The sequence below is a fragment of the Streptomyces sp. NPDC001663 genome (genome assembly GCF_042893105.1).
Taxonomy (GTDB): Bacteria; Actinomycetota; Actinomycetes; order Streptomycetales; family Streptomycetaceae; genus Streptomyces.
The window spans coordinates 563,771-581,749 of sequence record NZ_JBIAUR010000003.1 but is presented as its reverse complement, the minus strand read 5'-3'; the positions used below and the strand labels follow the sequence as shown (position 1 = coordinate 581,749).

Here is a 17,979-nt window from a genome sequence, read left to right as displayed (position 1 = left end):
AAGCCCCCCATGACTTGAGCCGCGAACCTCGTCCGAAATATCGAACACGAAGGACAGCTTGTGACGACCGACGCTTCCGCTACGGCGGCCCGCCGACCCGGTGAACAGGTGCTCACCGCGCTCGGTCTGGGTGCGCCCGCCCTCGACCCCGCCGACGCCTCGCCGCACACCTTCCCCGGCGGCGGCCGCTGGCGCACCGAGATCCCCTCGTGCGAGGGTCCCGAAGCGCTGGCCGTCGTCCTCAAGGAGTCCTCGCGCCTCGATGTGCCGATCCACCGGATCAGCCAGGGCAGCGGCGTGTGGATGCTGACCGATGCCGAGATCACCGAGATGGTCGAGGCCACCGCCGAACGCGACATCGAGCTCTGCCTGTTCACGGGTCCGCGCGGCACGTGGGACATCGGCGGCTCGACGCGCTCCGACTCGCGGGGCGGGGGCCTTCGGGCCCGCGGTCACGACGCCCTGGCCGGCTGTGTCGAAGACGCCGTCCGCGCAACGGAGTTGGGCGTCAAGTGCCTCCTCGTCGCCGACGAGGGCGTGCTGTGGACGCTGCACCAGGCCCGCGAGGCCGGCATCATCCCGGCCGACACCACGCTGAAGGTCTCCGCGCTCATCGGGCCGGTCAACCCGGCCAGTTATGCGGTCTACGAGCGGCTGGGCGCCGACTCGCTCAACGTGCCCAGCGACCTGACGCTCGATCACCTCACCGAGATCCGGCGGGTCTCCGCCGCCCCCATGGACATGTACATCGAGGCCCCCGACGACCTCGGCGGCTACATCCGGATGTACGAGGTCGCCGAGCTGATCCGGCGCGGCGCACCGCTCTACCTGAAGTTCGGTCTGTCCAAGGCTCCCGGCATCTACCCGTGGGGCACCCACATGCGGGACGTGACCCTGGACACCGCCCGGGAGCGGGTGCGGCGCGGCCGTCTCGCTCTCGACCTGCTCGCCCGGCACGGTGCGGACGGCGACATGGCGCCGCTCGGCTCCCGGCTGCCGGGGTCTTTGAACCGGTTCCCCGTCGAAGGTGCCACTGCATGACCCATGGGGGCTGCGGGTCCATCGTGGCCGGTCGCGCAGTTCCCCGCGCCCCTTTGGGGCGCTTCAACCGACCTCGCTCAAACATCTCAACGTCGAGAAGAACAAGGGACGATCACTATGCGCACTCGTAGAAGCGCCCTCACCCTCATAGCCGGAGCCGCCTCCCTCGCTCTCACGCTGTCCGCCTGCGGTCAGGACAGTGAGGGCGGCAGCAAGGAGAGCTCGGGTAGTGCCAAGGGCGGCACCATCGGAATCGCGATGCCCACCAAGTCCTCCGAGCGCTGGATCGCCGACGGCAACAACGTCGTCAAGGACCTGCAGGCCAAGGGCTACAAGACCAAGCTGGTCTACGGCGAGGACGACCCCGACCAGCAGGTCTCGCAGATCGAGAACCTGATCACGCAGGGCGTCAAGGGCCTGATCGTCGCGGCCATCGACAACAAGTCGCTGAACAACGTGCTGCAGCAGGCCGCGGACGCCAAGATCCCGGTGATCGCCTACGACCGCCTGATCCTCGGCACGAAGAACGTGGACTACTACGCGTCCTTCGACAACACCAAGGTCGGCGAGCTGCAGGCCAGCTACATCGTCGACAAGCTGGGCCTGAAGGACGGCAAGGGCCCGTTCAACATCGAGCTGTTCGCCGGCTCCAACGACGACAACAACACCAAGTACTTCTTCAACGGCGCGATGAGCGTGCTGCAGCCGTACATCGACAAGAAGAAGCTCGTCGTCAAGTCCGGCCAGACCAAGCTCACCCAGGTCACCACCCTGCGCTGGGACGGTGCCACCGCGCAGAAGCGCATGGAGGACATCCTCACCTCCACGTACGGCAGCGCCAAGGTCGACGCGGTCCTGTCGCCGTACGACGGCATCTCCATCGGCATCCTCGCCGCGCTGAAGTCGGACGGCTACGGCTCCTCCAGCAAGCCGCTTCCGGTCATCACCGGCCAGGACGCCGAGCTCGCCTCGGTGAAGTCGATCATCGCGGGCCAGCAGACGCAGACCGTCTACAAGGACACCCGCAAGCTCGCCGACGTCGCCGCGGCCATGGTCGACGACGTCCTCAACGGCAAGAAGCCGGAGACCAACGACACCAAGACGTACGACAACGGCACCAAGGTCGTCCCCGCCATGCTGCTGCAGCCGGTGAGCGTCGACAAGACCAACTACACGAAGGAACTGGTCGACACCGGCTACTACAAGGCCAGCGAGCTGAAGTAGTCCCCCTGCCGGTGACCCAGCCGGCCATTCCTACGGATTGAAAGGGCACACCATGGCGGGACCCGTCCTGGAAATGCGCTCGATCGTCAAGACCTTTCCCGGCGTCAAAGCGCTGTCGGACGTCACGCTGACCGTCCGTCAGGGCGAGGTCCATGCCATCTGCGGTGAGAACGGCGCCGGAAAGTCCACCTTGATGAAGGTGCTCTCCGGAGTCCATCCTCACGGCACCTACGAGGGCGACATCCTCTTCGAGGGGGAGGTCTGCTCGTTCAAGGACATCCGGGCGAGCGAGCAGCACGGCATCGTGATCATCCATCAGGAGCTGGCCCTGGTGCCGTTCCTGTCGATCGCGGAGAACATCTTCCTCGGCAACGAACACGCCTCGGGCGGGTTCATCAACTGGAACGAGACGCTCAAGCACGCCACCGAGCTGCTGCGCCGGGTCGGTCTGAGCGACCACCCGGAGACCCGGATCGCCGACATCGGCGTGGGCAAGCAGCAGCTGGTGGAGATCGCCAAGGCGCTGTCGAAGAAGGTGAAGCTGCTGATCCTCGACGAGCCGACCGCGGCGCTGAACGACGAGGACAGCGGCAAACTCCTGGATCTCATCCTGGAGTTGAAGAAGCAGGGCATCACCTCGATCATCATCTCCCACAAGCTGAACGAGATCCGCCGGGTCGCCGACTCGGTGACGATCATCCGCGACGGGAAGTCCATCGAGACCCTCGACGTGAAGGCCCCGGAGACCACCGAGGACCGGATCATCACGGGCATGGTCGGCCGCGACCTCGACCACCGCTTCCCCGACCGCACGCCCTTCGAGGGCGAGGTCGGCGCGGCTCCCGCGCTGGAGATCCGCAACTGGACGGTGCACCACCCGATCGACCAGTCGCGAAAGGTGGTCGACGACGTGTCGATCAACGTACGGCGCGGGGAGATCGTCGGCATCGCGGGTCTGATGGGCGCCGGCCGCACCGAGCTCGCGATGAGCGTGTTCGGGCGCACCTACGGCCGGCACGCGGGCGGCACGGTCCTCAAGGACGGCAAGGAGATCCGTACGAAGACCGTCGCGGAGGCGGTCGAGCACGGCATCGCGTACGTCACCGAGGACCGCAAGCACTACGGCCTCAACCTCATCGACAACATCAACCGGAACATCTCGCTGACCGCCCTGGGCAAGGTCGCCAAGCGCGGTGTGGTCGACGAGCACGAGGAGCGGAGGGTCTCCGAGCGCTTCCGCAAGTCCATGAACATCAAGGCGCCGACCGTCTTCGAGACGGTGGGCAGGCTGTCCGGCGGCAACCAGCAGAAGGTCGTCCTCAGCAAGTGGATCTTCGCGGGTCCCGAGGTGCTGATCCTGGACGAGCCGACCCGCGGCATCGACGTGGGCGCCAAGTACGAGATCTACACGGTCATCGACCAGCTGGCCGCCGAGGGCAAGGCGGTCGTCTTCATCTCCTCCGAGCTGCCGGAACTGCTCGGTATGTGCGACCGCATCTACACCATGGCCGCCGGGCGGCTCACGGGCGAGGTCCCGCGGGCCGAGGCCACGCAGGAAGTGCTGATGCGCCAGATGACGAAGGACAAAGAGGTAACTCGATGAGCACGGATGTGACGGACAAGGTCCCGGCCTCGGCGCCGCCCGGCAAGAGCGGGGGAACGGCCGACGGCAGCCTGCTGCAGCTGATGCTGAACGGCCTGCGCCGCAACATGCGCCAGTACGGCATGCTGATCGCCCTCGGCCTGATCGTCGCCCTCTTCGCGGTCTGGACCAACGGCGACCTGCTGCTGCCGCGCAACGTCTCCAACCTGGTGCTGCAGAACAGCTACATCCTGATCCTCGCGATCGGCATGATGCTGGTGATCATCGCCGGCCACATCGACCTGTCGGTGGGTTCACTGACGGCGTTCGTGGGCGCGTTCGCGGCCGTGCTGACGGTGCAGCACGGTGTGGCGTGGCCGGTTGCGCTGGTGCTGTGCCTGGTGGTGGGCGCCGTGGCGGGATCGGTCCAAGGGTTCCTGATCGCGTATCTCGGCATACCGTCGTTCATCGTGACCCTGGCCGGCATGCTGCTGTTCCGCGGTCTGACGGAGATCTTCCTCCAGGGCCAGACCCTCGGCCCGTTCCCGGACGGTCTGCAGAAGCTCGGCAACGGCTTCCTGCCCGAGGTCGGCCCGAACACCAACTACCACAACCTCACCCTGCTGCTGGGCTTCGTGCTGCTGGCCTTCGTGATCTACCAGGAGGTCCGCGACCGCAAGCGCGAGCAGGAGTTCTCGCTGGACGTGCTGCCGCGCAACGCCTTCCTGCTCAAGCTGGTCGCCATCGCCGCCGCGGTCCTCGCGGTCACGATGCTGCTCGCCAGCTACCAGGGCGCGCCGATCATCCTGATCGTCCTCGGGGTGCTGGTCGTGGGTTACGGCTACGTGATGCGCAACGCCGTCTTCGGCCGTCACATCTACGCGATCGGCGGCAACCTGCCGGCGGCGAAGCTGTCCGGCGTCAAGGACAAGAAGGTCACCTTCCTTGTCTTCCTGAACATGGGCGTGCTCGCGGCCCTGGCGGGTCTGGTGGTCGCCGCCCGCCTCAACGCGGCCTCGCCGAAGGCGGGCCTCAACTTCGAACTCGAGGCCATCGCCTCGTCGTTCATCGGTGGCGCGTCCATGAGCGGCGGTGTGGGTACCGTCCTGGGTGCGATCATCGGTGGTCTCGTCCTCGGCGTGCTGAACAACGGCATGAATCTCCTCAGTGTCGGCACCGACTGGCAACAGGTCATCAAGGGCCTCGCCCTGCTGGCCGCGGTCGGCTTCGACGTGTGGAACAAGCGCAAGTCAGGTTCGTAAGTCCAGCTCGGGCCCCGTCAGAAACGGCGGGGCCCCACCCTTTACGGGAGCCGCACACATGGAACTGAACAGACGCACAGTGATCGCAGGAGCAGCAGCCGCCGGCATCGCCGCGACCACCCTCGGCACCGGCAGTGCCGAGGCTGCCTCGGGAGGCAAGAAGCCCGTGAAGTCGCTCTTCGGCAAGCTCGCCGACGGCACCAAGATCTACAGCTGGGCCCTGGAGAACGGCGGGACCCGGCTGAAGGTCCTCACCTGGGGCGGCATCGTCCAGTCCCTGGAGATCCCGGACCGGCACGGCCGCTACACCAACGTCTCCCTCGGCTTCGACAACATCGAGGACTACGTCGCCAAGACGCCGTACTTCGGCGCTCTGATCGGGCGCTACGGCAACCGCATAGCCAAGGGCCAGTTCACCATCGACGGCAAGGCCTACCAGGTCGACGTCAACGACGGCGTGAACAGCCTGCACGGCGGCGCCAAGGGCTTCGACAAGCGCGTGTGGGACGTCGAGCCGTTCACCAAGGGCTCCGACGTCGGCCTGTACCTGTACTACACCAGCGTCGACGGCGAGATGGGCTACCCCGGCACGCTCAAGGTGAAGGTCACCTACACCCTCACCAAGCACGGCGACTGGCGCATCGACTACGAGGCCACGACCACCAAGGCCACCGTCGTCAACCTCACCAGCCACGTCTACTGGAACCTCGCCGGCGAGGGCAGCGGCACGATCGAGGACCACGAGCTCACGATCGCCGCCGGCCGCTACACGCCCACCGACTCGGGCCTGATCCCCACGGGTGAACTGGCGACGGTGCACGGCACCCCGTTCGACTTCCGCAAGACCAAGACGATCGGCCGCGACATCCGCGACGGCCACATCCAGCAGGTGCAGGCCAAGGGCTACGACCACAACTGGGTCCTCGACAAGGGCATCACCGCCAAGCCCCAGCACGTGGCCACCCTGCGCGACCCGCGCTCCGGCCGCACCCTGAAGATCGCCACCGACCAGCCGGGCCTGCAGTTCTACTCCGGCAACTTCCTCGACGGCACCCTCACCGGCACCGGCGGCCGCACCTACCGCCAGGGCGACGCCCTCTGCCTGGAGACGCAGCACTTCCCGGACGCGCCGAACCACCCGAACTTCGCGTCGACGCTGCTGCGGCCCGGACAGACCTACAAGACGACCACGGTGCACACCTTCAGCGCGTGACCGTGCACTCGTAGGGCGTGTGACGGCGGGCGCTCGGACGGGGACGCTGAGCAAGGCCTTCCGGTTCCCGAAGTCACACTAGTTTCACATCCGTTGAACAGCGCCACCCCTGCCTCCGTATGTAAGGGCGGCCCGTGCTCCCCCGCGCGGGCCACCCAAAGACGACGGGCCCGGCCGTCCCCGCGGGCCCGCCCCATACGGAGGTTCCATGGCCGACAACGTCTCCTCGCTGTTCCGCAATACTGCGGCTCACAGCCCGTCGATGGCGGCGTTGACGCGAGAGGGCGGCGAAGGCGTCGGCCCGGTGGACTTCTGCATCCCCTGCAACCCCTACTTCCCCACCCCGGCGATGTTCGAGGACATGGCGGCCCGCCTCCGCGACATCATCACGTACTACCCGAGCAGCGCCGACACGATCACCGCCGAGCTGTGCAACCTGCTCCAGCTGCCGCCGCAGTGCGTGGCCATGGGCAACGGCTCGACCGAACTGATCACCTGGATCGACCACTTGATGGTCCGCGAGTCCCTCGCCATCCCCGTCCCCACCTTCGGCCGCTGGACCGACCAGCCGATGGAGACCGGCAAGCGGGTCGACATGTTCCCGCTGCAGGAGTCCAGCGGCTTCGCTCTGGACCTGGCCCAGTACGCCGAGTTCATCCGCGCCCGGGGCACCCGGGTCGCGGTGATCTGCAACCCGAACAACCCCGACGGCGGTTTTCTCCACAAGCACGCGCTCGTGCAGTTCATGGACGCGATGGCGGACCTGGACCTGGTCGTGATCGACGAGTCGTTCCTGGAGTTCGCGGACGCGGAGGTCGAGCCGTCGGTCGTCCAGGAGGCCATGCTCCGCCCCAACGTGGTGGTGCTGCGCAGCCTCGGCAAGAACTTCGGTCTGCACGGCATACGGTTCGGCTACCTCGTCGCCAACCCGTCCCTCGCGGGCCGCATCCGCTCGATGCTCCCCAAGTGGAACCTCAACTCCTTCGCCGAACACGTCGTGTTCATGCTCAAGGAGCACGGCGCCGAGTACGCGCAGAGCCTCCAGCAGGTCCGCCGCGACCGCCTCGACATGGCCAGCCAGCTCTCCGCGCTCCCCGGTCTGACGGTCTACCCCTCCCAGGGCAACTTCCTCTTCGTGCGCCTCCCCGTGGGCGCCGAAGGCACGGTGGTCCGGGACCGGATGCTCACCGAGCACCGGATCCTGGTCCGCGAATGCGGCAACAAGATCGGTTCGTCCAGCCGCTTCCTGAGGCTCGTGGTGCGCCCCCAGGTGGACGTGCGTCGCCTGGTGTCCGGCCTGGAACAGGTGCTCTACGGGACCAGGAGGGGAGCCGCCGTACCCGAGCTGAGCACCGGGACCAGCTACAGCTCGGGTACGGCGGCCGTGGACCGGCTGGTCGGCGCGACCAACGGGGCGGGCATGCAGGGCCTTGCCGCTCAGGCCGTCGGTGCCGGCGGATATCCGGGGCTTGCAGCCGCCCCGGCCGCCGGCACCGGCATGCCCATGCCTATGCCTGCGGCGGCTTCGGCGGGTCCGCAGCCTGTGCCTGTGCCTGCGGCGCCTATGCCGGCTCCTATGCAGGTGCCTGCGCAGATGCCTATGCCTGCGCCTGCGCCGATGGCTCCTACACCCATGGCTCCTGCTGCGCAGACCGGGCCTACGCCGCCTGGTGTGCCGGCTCGTGGGGGGCTTACGGCGGCTCAGGTGCGGGGGACCACCGGGCCGGGGCTGGCTCCGGCGCCCGCGACTGGGTGGCCCAACGCTCAGAGCTGGCCCAATGCGGCAGGGATGGGACAGGCCGGCTGAGCGCCATCGGGGTGTTGTGCGTGGCCGGGTGCAGGCTCGTTGTGGCTGGTCGCGCAGTTCCCCGCGCCCCTAAAAGCCACAAGCAAGGCACCGGCGGTCAGTATGCGACCGGCCAACCTGTGCTCCAGCTCAGCAAGTTGATGCCGAGCTTTGGTGTGCCGTTGTCGTTGGAGTCGTAGTAGTGGTAGACGATCAGGTCGCCGTCGGAGTCGTTCAGGATGGACTGGCCGCCGGGGCCGATGATGCTGCCGTGGGACTCCAGGACCGGGGTGCCGCCGTTGTTCGTCATGGCTACGCCGCTCTTGTCGTAGTACGGGCCGGTGATGCTCGTGGCTCGGCCGACCTTGACCTTGTACGTCGAGCTGGTGCCCTGGCAGCAGACGTCGTATGAGGCGAAGAGGTAGTAGTAGCCGTTGCGCTTGACGATGTACGGCGCCTCGACGGCCTTGGTTCCGGTCGGGCGGGAGGCGATCGAGTAGCGGGTGGTGTTGGAGGCCGACTGCTTCCCGCTGGAGGGGTCGATCTGGATCATCTTGATCCCGGTCCACCAACTGCCGAACGACAGCCACCACTTGCCGTCGTCGTCCACGAACAGGTTCGGGTCGATGGCGTTGTAGTCGCTGGAGGTCGTGGAGGTGTAGACGACCCCGTAGTCGGTCCAGGAGCCCGACAGCCCGGTGCTCGAACCGGCCAGCCCTATCGCGGACTTGTTGGAGCCGAAGGTCGAAACGGCGTAGTACATCAGGTACTTGCCGCCGTGGTACGAGATGTCGGGTGCCCAGGCCTCGGTGGCGTACGACGACCACCAACTCGGTTTGGTGGAGAAGGCGTCGCCACCTGCGCTGAAGGCGGTCCGGTCGGTGGACGTCTTGTACGCCAGGCCGCCGCCCGTGGAGTACAGCAGGTAGCGGCCAGCCGAGGTGCGGATCATCGTCGGGTCGTGGACGACGACGTCGCCGGTGACCTTTCCGGGGTTGGGGTATGCCGACGCCGTGCTCGGGATCAGGGCGAGGACGACGGCGGCGGGGATCGCGAGGAGAGTGGTTCTGCGAGAGGTGCGGCTCACGCTGACGCTCCCAACGGGTGGGGGGATACGGTCCGTTCGGTATATCGATCGTCGGTCAGAACCTCGGACGGACCGTAGAATCGAACCCCTTGCGAGTCAATGGTCCGCGCAGTCCCTACCGTCAGTGGTCGTTCTCCAGGTGCAGCTTGAGCAGGTCCACGCCGTAGTCGCCGCCGTTGGGGGTGCGGATGATGGTGTGGATGTGCTGCTGGGAGGGGTTGCGGTTGTCGGTCTCGTAGGCGATCGGGGACTGGGCGTCGTACTCGATCAGCACGACCGGGCTGTGCACGCGGTAGTAGAAGGCCGAGCTGTCCTTGGTCTCGCCGATCCAGTAGAAGTACGTCTCGTCGAGGTGCTCCTCGACCTCCGTCATCTTCACCTCGGCGTGGCCGTCGTCCATGTTGCCGACGTACACGCGGACCAGGTCGAGGAGGTGGGTGCGCTGGGTCTCGGTCCAGCCCGTCGCGGCCAGGCCCTGGTAGGCGATCCGGGCGTTGTCCTGCCCGGCGCCGGCCTTGAAGTTGTCGCCGGCCTTGCTCTCCGAGGAGATGACCTTCTTCTGCTGGGCGGAGGTCAGTGAACGCAGGAGCGTCAGGCCCGCCTTGGTCTCCTTCCTGAAGAGGGTGATCCTCTCCCCCTTGTAGGTCGCCGAGGTCGGCTCGGAGCCCATGAAGGTGGGCGTCATGACGACCTGGTCGCCGAGCACGAAGTAGTTGATGGCGACGTGATGGCCCTCGTACTGGAAACCCCAGGGCTTGGTGGTCGAGGGGGTGCCCATGAAGGTGAAGAAGTACGCGCCCTCGGTGAGGGTGGCCCGGCCGCCGCCGCTGTAGTCGCCCAGGAACGCGTTGAGCTTCATGATGTTGCGGGTCTGGGCGAGGCCGTCGGCGGAGAGCGCGGCACCGAGAAGTGCGTACCCGAGGTCGCGCTGCTTCTCGGTGATGTCGCCCATCCGGACACCCTTGCGCTGGTACCCGTCGACGTTGCTCCAGGCCAGCCACTCGTCGTCGTCCACGTCGAAGGTGGCCGATTTGCGCTCCTTGGCGGACAGCCCGTCCAGGAAGGCCTGCGCGGCCTTGACGATGCCGTCGGTGGAAACGTCGGTGGAGTGGATCGAGTACAGGTCGTCGACGAGTTTGCCGTCGGTGGTTACGCCCTTGAAGTCGGCGTACTTCACCTCGCCGGCGCCGGGCCCCATACCGCCCGCTCCCCCGCCGGGACCACCGGACGGACCACCGGACGGCATGCCGCCCGGGCCGCCGTAGGAGCTCGAACCACCCGCTGCGTCAGAGGAGTTCGAGGACTTCGAGGAACAGCCGGTCATGGTCGCCGCCGCGGCGACACCGCCGGCGAGCAGCGCCTTGTTCATGAACCAGCGGCGGCTGCGTTCGGCTTCGGGGGTACGTGGTCGGTGTCCGTGCATGCGCACCAAACTCCATGACGGACCTGAAGCGCTCCTGGGCGAAACCTGTGGATGCGAGGCTCAGAGGGTTCAGGCTCGCTTCGCCCGTCTGGCCAGAGACAGCCACCCCGGCAGGTCGACCTCGGCGCGGACGGTCTTGCCGGGCGGTGGGTCGCGGTCCAGCACCTCCCAGCGGTCGGCGAGCGCGTCGACCAGGAGGAGACCGCGGCCGCTCTCGTCGAGGGGCTTTGCGGGTGGGAGCACGTGCGGGTGGCGGTCGGCCCGTGTGTCGGTGACCTCGATACGCACGCTGCCCGCGACGAGGGAGAGCCGCAGCTCGAAGTCCCGCCCGGGGACGCGGCCGTGGGTGACGGCGTTGGCGGCGAGTTCGGCGACGATCAGGGCGACGGCGTCCGAGGGGTCCGTGCCGTACGGGACGCCCCAGGCGTGCAGCTGGTTCACGGCGAGGTGCCGGGCGAGGCGGGCGGCACGCGGGGTGGCGGTCAGCCGCTGCGCGAACGGACGTACGGTGACCGGGGGTTGGGGGGTGGGGGGAGCTGCCATGGCCCCAATCTGGCGGGAGGGGTGGGCAGTTCACCAGCTCAGCGGCGCGTACGCTGCGGGAGCGTACGCGGTGACAGGCTGGACAGTACGCGTGACCGACCGTAACCATGGGCGCGGGAGGTGACCGATGGTGGTCGAGGGTGCGGTGGGGACGGGCGGCGAGCCGGAGTCTTCGGACAGCCTGCGGACGTTCGGGGCGGTCGTCCAGGCGTTGCGGGAGTACAAGGGGTTGAGCCGGGAGGAGTTCGGGGACCTCGTGGGGCTCTCGAAGCACACCGTGGCTTCGGTCGAGTTGGGGCGGCGCATGCCGGATCCGGACTTCGCGGAACGGGCGGAGACGGTGCTGGGGAACACGGGGGCGCTACGGAAGGCTGCGCCTTGCCTGACTCGGCAGTCGGGGTTGGCGGCGTGGTTTCGACGGTGGGCGCGGTTGGAGGCGGCCGCGATCACGCTGTACACGTACGAATGCCGGTTGATTCCGGGGCTGTTGCAGACGGAGGCGTACGCGCGGACGCTGTTCACCGACCAGCTGCCGCCTCTGAGCGACGAGCAGATCGAGGCACAGTGGGTGGCACGGGCGGAGCGGCAACGGCTGCTGCGGGAACAGCCGAACACGTCGTTCGGCTTCATCCTCGAAGAGCAACTGTTCCTGCGGCGCACCGGCGGCGTGGAGGTCACGCGGGAACTCATCGATCACGTGCTGGAGATCGCCGCGCTGCGGAACGTCGAGGTCCAGATCATGCCGTTGGTGCAGGAGTCCCATGCAGGCCTGGCGGGCCCCATGCAGTTGCTGGAGACTCCGGACAACAAGTGGTTCGCCTACTGCGAGGGACAGCGCGGGGGCATGTTCGTCGCCGACTCAAAAGAGATCAGCGTGCTCCAGAGGCGGTATGCCAGGATGCGTTCGCAGGCTCTCACCCTCGAAGACTCCGTGAGCCTGTTGGAGCGGATGCGAGGAGCGCTATGAGCACGTCCGAACTGGCCTGGTTCAAGAGCAGCTACAGCAGCAGCGGCGACGGCGACTGCGTCGAGGTGGCCCTCACCCCCGCCACCATCCACCTCCGCGACTCGAAGGACACACAGGGCCCCGAACTCGCTCTCTCCCCCACCGTCTGGACCGACTTCCTCACATTCGTCGCCGCCCGTCCAGGACAACCCTGACGGCTGCCGCCTCCAGGGCGGCAGCCGTCAAGTACCTCAGCGCCTCAGTGCGACGCCCCGCGCGAGCGGATGTAGTGCCAGCCGAAGTAGAGCATCCCCGACACTCCCACGACGGCACCGGCGCCACACAGCGCCGTCGCCCATGCGGCCATGTCCTGAGTGATCCACAGCAGGCTCACTGCGGCCAGCGCTATGGCGAACAGGAACCGCTCTCCGTAGCCCAGGTCGCGGCCGGTCAGTCCCCTTCGGCTGTGCACTCGTACACCACGCCTTTCATCTTGATATCCCGCCACCCGGCCTTCGGGGTGACGGTGTTCGCGGTGACATTCGCGAAATCACCGCCGCCGCCACCACCGCTGCTCTTTTTCCGGCAGTAGTAACCGAGCGCATCAAGCTTCTTGAGGTCGGTCTTACTCTGGTACTCGTTGTACGCCTTGATCATGGCCGCCCGCTTCGCCGCAGGCGTTTGTTCCTTGGCCTTGGTGTACAGATAGCAGCCGATGCTGGCGCCGATTCCTACCCACGACGCGCCCTTGGCCAGCGCCTTGGTGAGGCCGGCGGCACCACTGCCGATGCCGATGACTGCGCAGATCTCGTCTGCTCCGGCACGGGTTTGCACGTTGGTTACCGCCGGAGCCGCGGATGCCGTATTCGCGCCGATGCCACCTACTACGCCGGTCATAGCGCAGGCAAGGACGACGGAAATCCCTTTACTTCGCACGTTCACGAAGCCATTCCCCCATTATTCAAATTGCTGCTTGGTCAGAGCGAATATGACGCTAGCAACGAGATCATCTGTGCGCAACGGCGAACTTTGCTCGGGCGACGGCTTTTACCGGGAGATTAACTCTGCCGAGTCGGATTCAGTCCATACGTCCTGAAAAGCGCCGCGGGCGACGACGGGGCTGCCGACCACGCCGAGGCGGCGCGACTTGTCCTGCACGGAACTTGACGTTCCGTCACTTTGCCCAACTGACAGCCCATCAACAGAATCCGCTCCTACCGTGCCGTGTCCATGACAGACACGCCAGAAGCAGCAAGCCCGATCGGGCGCCGCACCGTGCTGATCGCCACGGGCGCGACGGCGGCCGCCGTCGCCGTGGGCGCGGCCGCGCCCGGAGCCCCCACAGCCGTGGACACCGGTGACACCGAACCCGTCGCCGCCGCGGCCGTCTGCACCCTCACGAAGGAGATGACCGAAGGTCCCTACTACCTCGACGGAGCGCTCGTGCGCTCCGACATCACCGAGAGCAAGGCGGGCATCCCGCTCAAGCTCGCCCTCACCGTCGTCGACGACGACACCTGCGCCACGATCAGCAACGCCCTCGTCGAGATCTGGCACGCCGACGCGCTCGGCGAGTACTCCGGCTTCGTCGGCAGCAACGGTCACAGCGAACCGGACGACGGCACCTTCCTGCGCGGCGGCGTACTGACCAACTCCTCCGGCGTCGCCAACATCACCACGATCTACCCCGGTTGGTACCGCGGCCGGTGCATCCACATCCACATCAAGGTGCACACCGGCGTCACGCTGACCTCCGACGGCTCGTTCACCGGCGGTCAGGAACTGCACACCGGACAGCTCTTCTTCGACGAGTCCATCACGGCCAAGGTCGCGGCGGTCTCGCCGTACTCGACCAACACGGTCACCCGCACCACGCTCTCCCAGGACTCCATCTACGACGGCGGGGGCGCCGCGTCCGGCCTCCTGACCCTTACGGCGCTGGGCAGTTCGACCTCCTCGGGCTACACCGGCACGCTGACGCTCGGCGTCGAGCAGGGCTGAGCCCGTACGGACAGGGGTGGCCCGTGGTGCGGGCCACCCCTGTCATGCGCGTCAGGACGCCGGGCACTCCTTCCACGCCATGTGGTACGTGGTGCTGATGTTCCCGTCGGTCGAGTCCATGGTCATGAAGCTGACCTTGCCCGGGTTCGCGGTCCCCGCGTTCACTCTCAACTCGGTGTTGATGTTGAAGTTGCGGAGAACTCCGCAGGGAGCCCAGACCAGTTGGGCCACGTCCGTGCTGTCGGTGGCCTGCCAGTCGTCGTTGTACGTGCCGTTGAACGGGTGGGTCTTGGGCACGGTGCTCGAGGAGCCCTGGAAGTAGTACGAGGCCTTCTGCGTGGCGGACGCTCCCGGCTGGAGCGAGAGGAAGCCCCGGTAGTCGGCGCTGGCGATGGCGTAGGTGAAGCCCTGCGGGACGTGCACGATCAGGTTGAGCTGGCAGTTCTTGCGGAAGGCCGTCGGGTCGGAGTTGCCGCCGGCCTGGGCGAGGTACTGGCTGTAGGTGACCGTGAAGGCCGTGTTGTCCGGGGAGACGGCGACGGCCGCCGTGCCCTGCGGACAGCCGGAGCCGTTCACCGTCGCCACATCGATGACGATCTTGTCCGGGGGCGGGTTGTCGACCACGGGGGACGAGGTCTGCGCGGGGAGCGCGGTCGCGAGCAGAGCGGCTGCGGCGCCGCTCAGCAGGAGTCCACCAGTCATGGTTTCTCCGGTTCTGTGAGTGGGGGGTGGCACACCCCGGCCCGGCGGGAAACCTTTGGAGAAACAGTGGGGTTTCTGTGAAGGCCGGAGGCGATCCGCATCGTAGGAAGACACACAGCCCGTAGTCAGGGCGAACTCAAGCCATTCACAGATGTGGATTTCACATGGAGAACACGTATCCGAACTCTGTTGAAATAAGGGGCCGTTGACGAATCCGTCCCCAGGTCGTTCACAGCCGCACATCAAGGAATCCTTCAGGTACGCCCCTAACTTCCCTGCCCATGACGGGAAACACAGAGCACAACCAGCAGCCCGCCCGGCACCGCCGGGACAAGGGCGTCCAGCGCCGCCGCGTCCTGATCGGCGGCGGCACCGCGGCCGTGGTGGGCGGCCTCGCGGTCGCCGGCTTCGCCTCGGCCGACACGGGCACCACCTCGACCACCGACTCGGCGACGTCGACCACCGCGGCCACGGAGGCGTCCGCCTCCAGCAGTGTCTGCACGCTGACCGCCGAGGTCACCGAGGGCCCGTACTCCCTGGACGGCGCCCTGGTCCGGGAGGACATCAGGGAGGACAAGGAAGGCGTGGAGGTGCGGTACACCTTCACGGTCCTCGACCAGGACAACGACTGCGCGCCGCTCGCCGACGCGCTCGTCGAGATCTGGCACTGCGACTCCCTCGGCGAGTACTCCGGCTTCGTCGGCGGCAACGGCCACACCGAGGAGGACGACGGCACGTTCCTGCGCGGCGGTCAGATGACCGACGAGAACGGTCGGGCAAGCATCACGTCCATCTGGCCGGGGCACTACGTCTCCCGCGCCGTGCACGTCCATCTGCGAGTGCACACGGATGTGACGCTCACCGACGACTCGTACACCGGCGGCGACCTCGTTCACACCGGGCAGTTGTTCTTCGACCCGGACATCAACGAGGAGATCCAGGCGATCTCGCCGTACTCCGACAACACCACCAAGGAGACGTCGCTGGCCGACGACACCATCTACGACGACGGCGGCGCCTCCTCCGGGCTGCTGACCCTCACCGCGCTCGGCTCGAGCGTGTCCGACGGCTACAAGGCCACCCTCACGATGGGCGTCAGCACCGCCTGATCAGGCGGTGACGGGCTGCCGCTCCGCGGCGGGCTCGGCCTCCGCCGCCCTCTCCTGACGGTGGGCGCGGATCGAGTACGCCAGGGCGGCGGCCCACAGCGCGTAGAGGAAGACGTAGACAGAAGTGCCGAGTCCGCCGGACGCGGCGACCCAGTCGCTCTTCAGCAGCGTACGGACGTTGGTGACGACGATGATCCCGCCGACCGCGGAGCCCAGCACCCGCGGCGGGACGAGGCGGACCAGCCAGGCCGCGATCGGCGCGGCGACCAGCCCGCCGAGCAGGAAGGCGAGCACCCAGGTCCACTTCAGGCCCTGCGAGCCGAGCGAGAAGAGGAAGCCGAGGCTCGCGGCGACCGCCACCAGGAACTCGCTGGTGTCGATCGAGCCGATGACCTTACGGGGCTCCATACGGCCGCTGGCCAGCAGCGCCGGCGTCCCGACCGGACCCCAGCCGCCCCCGCCCGTCGCATCCAGGAACCCGGCGAGCAGGCCCAGCGGCGCCAGGAACCGCTTCCGCAGCGGCTTGCCCAACTGCCCCTTGGGCAGGCCGCGCAGGGTGAAGCGGGACATGACGTACACGCCGAGGCCCAGCAGGATCAGGGACATCACCGGCTCGGCGAGCTCGGTGGAGAGCCTGGACAGGACGGTCGCGCCGAGGAAGGACCCGACCGCTCCCGGTACACCGATCTTCGCGACGACCTTCCAGTCGACGTTCCCGAAGCGCCAGTGCGAGGCGCCGGACATCAGGGTCGTACCGATCTCGGAGAGGTGCACCGTGGCCGAGGCGGCGGCCGGATTGGTGCCCAGCGCCAGGAGCAGGGTCGTCGAGGTCACGCCGTAGGCCATGCCGAGGCTGCCGTCCACGAGCTGGGCACCGAGGCCCGCGAGGGCGAGCAGGATCAGCGTGCGCATGTGGGGTCCCGTCCGTGTTGCCGTTTCCGAGCTTTCCCACCGGTGGGGTAGGGATGAACGGGAGGCGACGCTAGGACCTGAAGCTGAGGGGAGCCTGAGACGAGGATGAGGATCCCTCACAGCACCTCACAGCAGCGGCGTGACCATCTTCGTCACCTGCGCTTCCGTCACCTCTCCCATCCGCGTCGCCGCCACCTTCCCCGACCGGTCGACGACGATCGTGAACGGCAGCCCCTTGGTGTTCACCAGGCCGCGCGGCAGCCTCAGGATCTGCTTGCCCGAGGGGTCGTGCAGGGACGGGTAGCCCAGCCGGTGCTGTTTCTGGAAGGCGAGTCCGTCGGCGCGGCTGCCGTCGTTGTCGAGGCCCAGGACCTGCAGTCCGCGCCCGCCCCACTTCTTCTGGACGTGCTGCAGCTCGGGCGCCTCCGCCCGGCAGGGCGGGCACCAGGAGGCCCATGCGTTGAGTACGACGACCTTGCCCCGGTAGTCGGACAGCCGGACCGCGTGCCCGTCCAGCGAGGCCCCGGCGAGATCCGGAGCGGCGGGACGCTCGCCTTCCTCGAAGGTCCTGCTGAGCGGGTCCCCGGAGGTGGTGTCGCCGATCGGTTCCTTCGACGAGCAGCCGGCCAGGAGCGCACAGGCCGCCGCCACCACGACCGCGTACGTGTGTCGAGTCGTCGTCATCGCGCGCTCTGCTCCCCGTGCAGCTCCTCCGTCGCGGCCCGGCCGAGCACGACCTCCAGGCTCCCCGACCGCCACACGCACAGCAGCCACGCCGCGGGCAGCTGCAGCGTGAACAGCGCGAGGATCGCCATCACGAACGCCGCGTCCGCCGGTGCCTCGTCACCCGCGACCACCGCCGCGATCCCCCAGCACAACAGCAGCGCCACCAGGTAGACGGACCCGTCGACCAGCATCACGCGCCAGCGCGGCAGGGGCGCCAGCAGGCGCCGGGCCAGGGTCAGGGACACGGTGGCGGCGGCCACGAAGACCGCGTGCCACGGGTCCCTCACCCAGAACGAGGCCCAGATCCCGAGATCTCCCGAAGCGGCCGACCAGGCCAGGTCCACGGCCGCCCCGACCAGCCAGGACACAACGACGACGGTGAGCGCGTAGGAAACCGCGCCGCGCCAGGTGACAGTCACGTC

The 17,979-nt window shown here is 67.6% G+C and carries 19 protein-coding genes; 10 read left to right on the top strand and 9 right to left on the bottom strand.

Annotation, left to right across the window (positions count from 1 at the left end):
• Window positions 1-60: 60 nt before the first annotated feature.
• The 6 genes from ACFY1L_RS13165 to ACFY1L_RS13140 all read left to right on the top strand — a co-directional run bounded on the left by ACFY1L_RS13165 (window position 61) and on the right by ACFY1L_RS13140 (window position 8,129).
• Window positions 61-1,041, top strand: coding sequence for a hypothetical protein (locus ACFY1L_RS13165; protein WP_388822578.1), 981 nt, complete (start codon window positions 61-63; stop codon window positions 1,039-1,041).
• A gap of 117 nt (window positions 1,042-1,158) precedes the next feature.
• Window positions 1,159-2,265 carry a multiple monosaccharide ABC transporter substrate-binding protein gene (gene chvE / locus ACFY1L_RS13160; protein WP_388822575.1) on the top strand — a complete coding sequence of 369 codons (1,107 nt, stop codon included), beginning with the start codon at window positions 1,159-1,161 and terminating at the stop codon, window positions 2,263-2,265.
• Window positions 2,266-2,317: 52 nt separating this feature from the next.
• Window positions 2,318-3,868 (top strand): multiple monosaccharide ABC transporter ATP-binding protein, encoded by a 1,551-nt coding sequence (gene mmsA / locus ACFY1L_RS13155; protein ID WP_388822572.1) that lies wholly within the window; start codon window positions 2,318-2,320, stop codon window positions 3,866-3,868.
• A complete protein-coding gene (gene mmsB / locus ACFY1L_RS13150) occupies window positions 3,865-5,109 on the top strand; it encodes a multiple monosaccharide ABC transporter permease (protein ID WP_388822569.1) in 1,245 nt (414 codons plus the stop codon). The genes mmsA and mmsB overlap by 4 nt, the downstream gene beginning before the upstream one ends.
• 58 nt (window positions 5,110-5,167) lie before the next feature.
• Window positions 5,168-6,322 carry an aldose epimerase family protein gene (locus tag ACFY1L_RS13145; RefSeq protein WP_388822567.1) on the top strand — a complete coding sequence of 385 codons (1,155 nt, stop codon included), beginning with the start codon at window positions 5,168-5,170 and terminating at the stop codon, window positions 6,320-6,322.
• 208 nt (window positions 6,323-6,530) lie between these two features.
• Window positions 6,531-8,129: a pyridoxal phosphate-dependent aminotransferase gene (locus tag ACFY1L_RS13140; RefSeq protein ID WP_388822564.1), complete on the top strand. Its 1,599-nt coding sequence runs from the start codon at window positions 6,531-6,533 to the stop codon at window positions 8,127-8,129.
• Window positions 8,130-8,226: 97 nt separating this feature from the next.
• Here ACFY1L_RS13140 and ACFY1L_RS13135 read toward each other — a convergent pair whose 3' ends face one another.
• The 3 genes from ACFY1L_RS13135 to ACFY1L_RS13125 all read right to left on the bottom strand — a co-directional run bounded on the left by ACFY1L_RS13135 (window position 8,227) and on the right by ACFY1L_RS13125 (window position 11,161).
• Entirely contained in the window at window positions 8,227-9,195 is a 969-nt protein-coding gene (locus ACFY1L_RS13135; RefSeq protein WP_388822561.1) for an arabinan endo-1,5-alpha-L-arabinosidase, read from the bottom strand.
• A gap of 121 nt (window positions 9,196-9,316) precedes the next feature.
• Window positions 9,317-10,618, bottom strand: a complete 1,302-nt coding sequence (locus tag ACFY1L_RS13130; RefSeq protein ID WP_388822558.1) for a DUF3500 domain-containing protein — start codon at window positions 10,616-10,618, stop codon at window positions 9,317-9,319.
• A 69-nt stretch (window positions 10,619-10,687) separates the two neighbouring features.
• Window positions 10,688-11,161 (bottom strand): ATP-binding protein, encoded by a 474-nt coding sequence (locus ACFY1L_RS13125; protein ID WP_388822555.1) that lies wholly within the window; start codon window positions 11,159-11,161, stop codon window positions 10,688-10,690.
• Between the two features lie 127 nt (window positions 11,162-11,288).
• On the opposite strand from ACFY1L_RS13125, the gene ACFY1L_RS13120 reads away from it, so the two are divergent.
• Window positions 11,289-12,128 carry a Scr1 family TA system antitoxin-like transcriptional regulator gene (locus tag ACFY1L_RS13120; protein WP_388822551.1) on the top strand — a complete coding sequence of 280 codons (840 nt, stop codon included), beginning with the start codon at window positions 11,289-11,291 and terminating at the stop codon, window positions 12,126-12,128.
• Complete coding sequence (locus tag ACFY1L_RS13115) at window positions 12,125-12,322, top strand: DUF397 domain-containing protein (protein WP_388822548.1); 198 nt, start codon at window positions 12,125-12,127, stop codon at window positions 12,320-12,322. Before ACFY1L_RS13120 ends, ACFY1L_RS13115 begins: the two co-directional genes overlap by 4 nt.
• Window positions 12,323-12,366: 44 nt before the next feature.
• Here ACFY1L_RS13115 and ACFY1L_RS13110 read toward each other — a convergent pair whose 3' ends face one another.
• Window positions 12,367-12,579: a hypothetical protein gene (locus tag ACFY1L_RS13110; protein WP_388822545.1), complete on the bottom strand. Its 213-nt coding sequence runs from the start codon at window positions 12,577-12,579 to the stop codon at window positions 12,367-12,369.
• A complete protein-coding gene (locus tag ACFY1L_RS13105; RefSeq protein WP_388822542.1) occupies window positions 12,558-13,049 on the bottom strand; it encodes a hypothetical protein in 492 nt (163 codons plus the stop codon). The genes ACFY1L_RS13110 and ACFY1L_RS13105 overlap by 22 nt, the downstream gene beginning before the upstream one ends.
• Before the next feature lie 288 nt (window positions 13,050-13,337).
• Here ACFY1L_RS13105 and ACFY1L_RS13100 point away from each other — a divergent pair, with 288 nt between their 5' ends.
• Complete coding sequence (locus ACFY1L_RS13100; RefSeq protein ID WP_388822539.1) at window positions 13,338-14,108, top strand: intradiol ring-cleavage dioxygenase; 771 nt, start codon at window positions 13,338-13,340, stop codon at window positions 14,106-14,108.
• A gap of 51 nt (window positions 14,109-14,159) precedes the next feature.
• On the opposite strand, the gene ACFY1L_RS13095 is transcribed toward ACFY1L_RS13100, so the two are convergent.
• Window positions 14,160-14,810 carry a DUF4360 domain-containing protein gene (locus ACFY1L_RS13095; RefSeq protein WP_388822536.1) on the bottom strand — a complete coding sequence of 217 codons (651 nt, stop codon included), beginning with the start codon at window positions 14,808-14,810 and terminating at the stop codon, window positions 14,160-14,162.
• Between the two features lie 281 nt (window positions 14,811-15,091).
• On the opposite strand from ACFY1L_RS13095, the gene ACFY1L_RS13090 reads away from it, so the two are divergent.
• Window positions 15,092-15,919 carry an intradiol ring-cleavage dioxygenase gene (locus ACFY1L_RS13090; protein WP_388822533.1) on the top strand — a complete coding sequence of 276 codons (828 nt, stop codon included), beginning with the start codon at window positions 15,092-15,094 and terminating at the stop codon, window positions 15,917-15,919.
• Here ACFY1L_RS13090 and ACFY1L_RS13085 read toward each other — a convergent pair whose 3' ends face one another.
• From ACFY1L_RS13085 to ACFY1L_RS13075, 3 genes are all read right to left on the bottom strand, one after another.
• Window positions 15,920-16,831 (bottom strand): sulfite exporter TauE/SafE family protein, encoded by a 912-nt coding sequence (locus ACFY1L_RS13085; protein ID WP_388822529.1) that lies wholly within the window; start codon window positions 16,829-16,831, stop codon window positions 15,920-15,922. It lies immediately after the preceding gene.
• Between the two features lie 126 nt (window positions 16,832-16,957).
• On the bottom strand, window positions 16,958-17,515 hold the full coding sequence (locus ACFY1L_RS13080; RefSeq protein ID WP_388822527.1) for a TlpA family protein disulfide reductase: 558 nt from the start codon (window positions 17,513-17,515) through the stop codon (window positions 16,958-16,960).
• Window positions 17,512-17,976 carry a hypothetical protein gene (locus ACFY1L_RS13075; RefSeq protein ID WP_388822525.1) on the bottom strand — a complete coding sequence of 155 codons (465 nt, stop codon included), beginning with the start codon at window positions 17,974-17,976 and terminating at the stop codon, window positions 17,512-17,514. The genes ACFY1L_RS13080 and ACFY1L_RS13075 overlap by 4 nt, the downstream gene beginning before the upstream one ends.
• Window positions 17,977-17,979 lie beyond the last annotated feature (3 nt).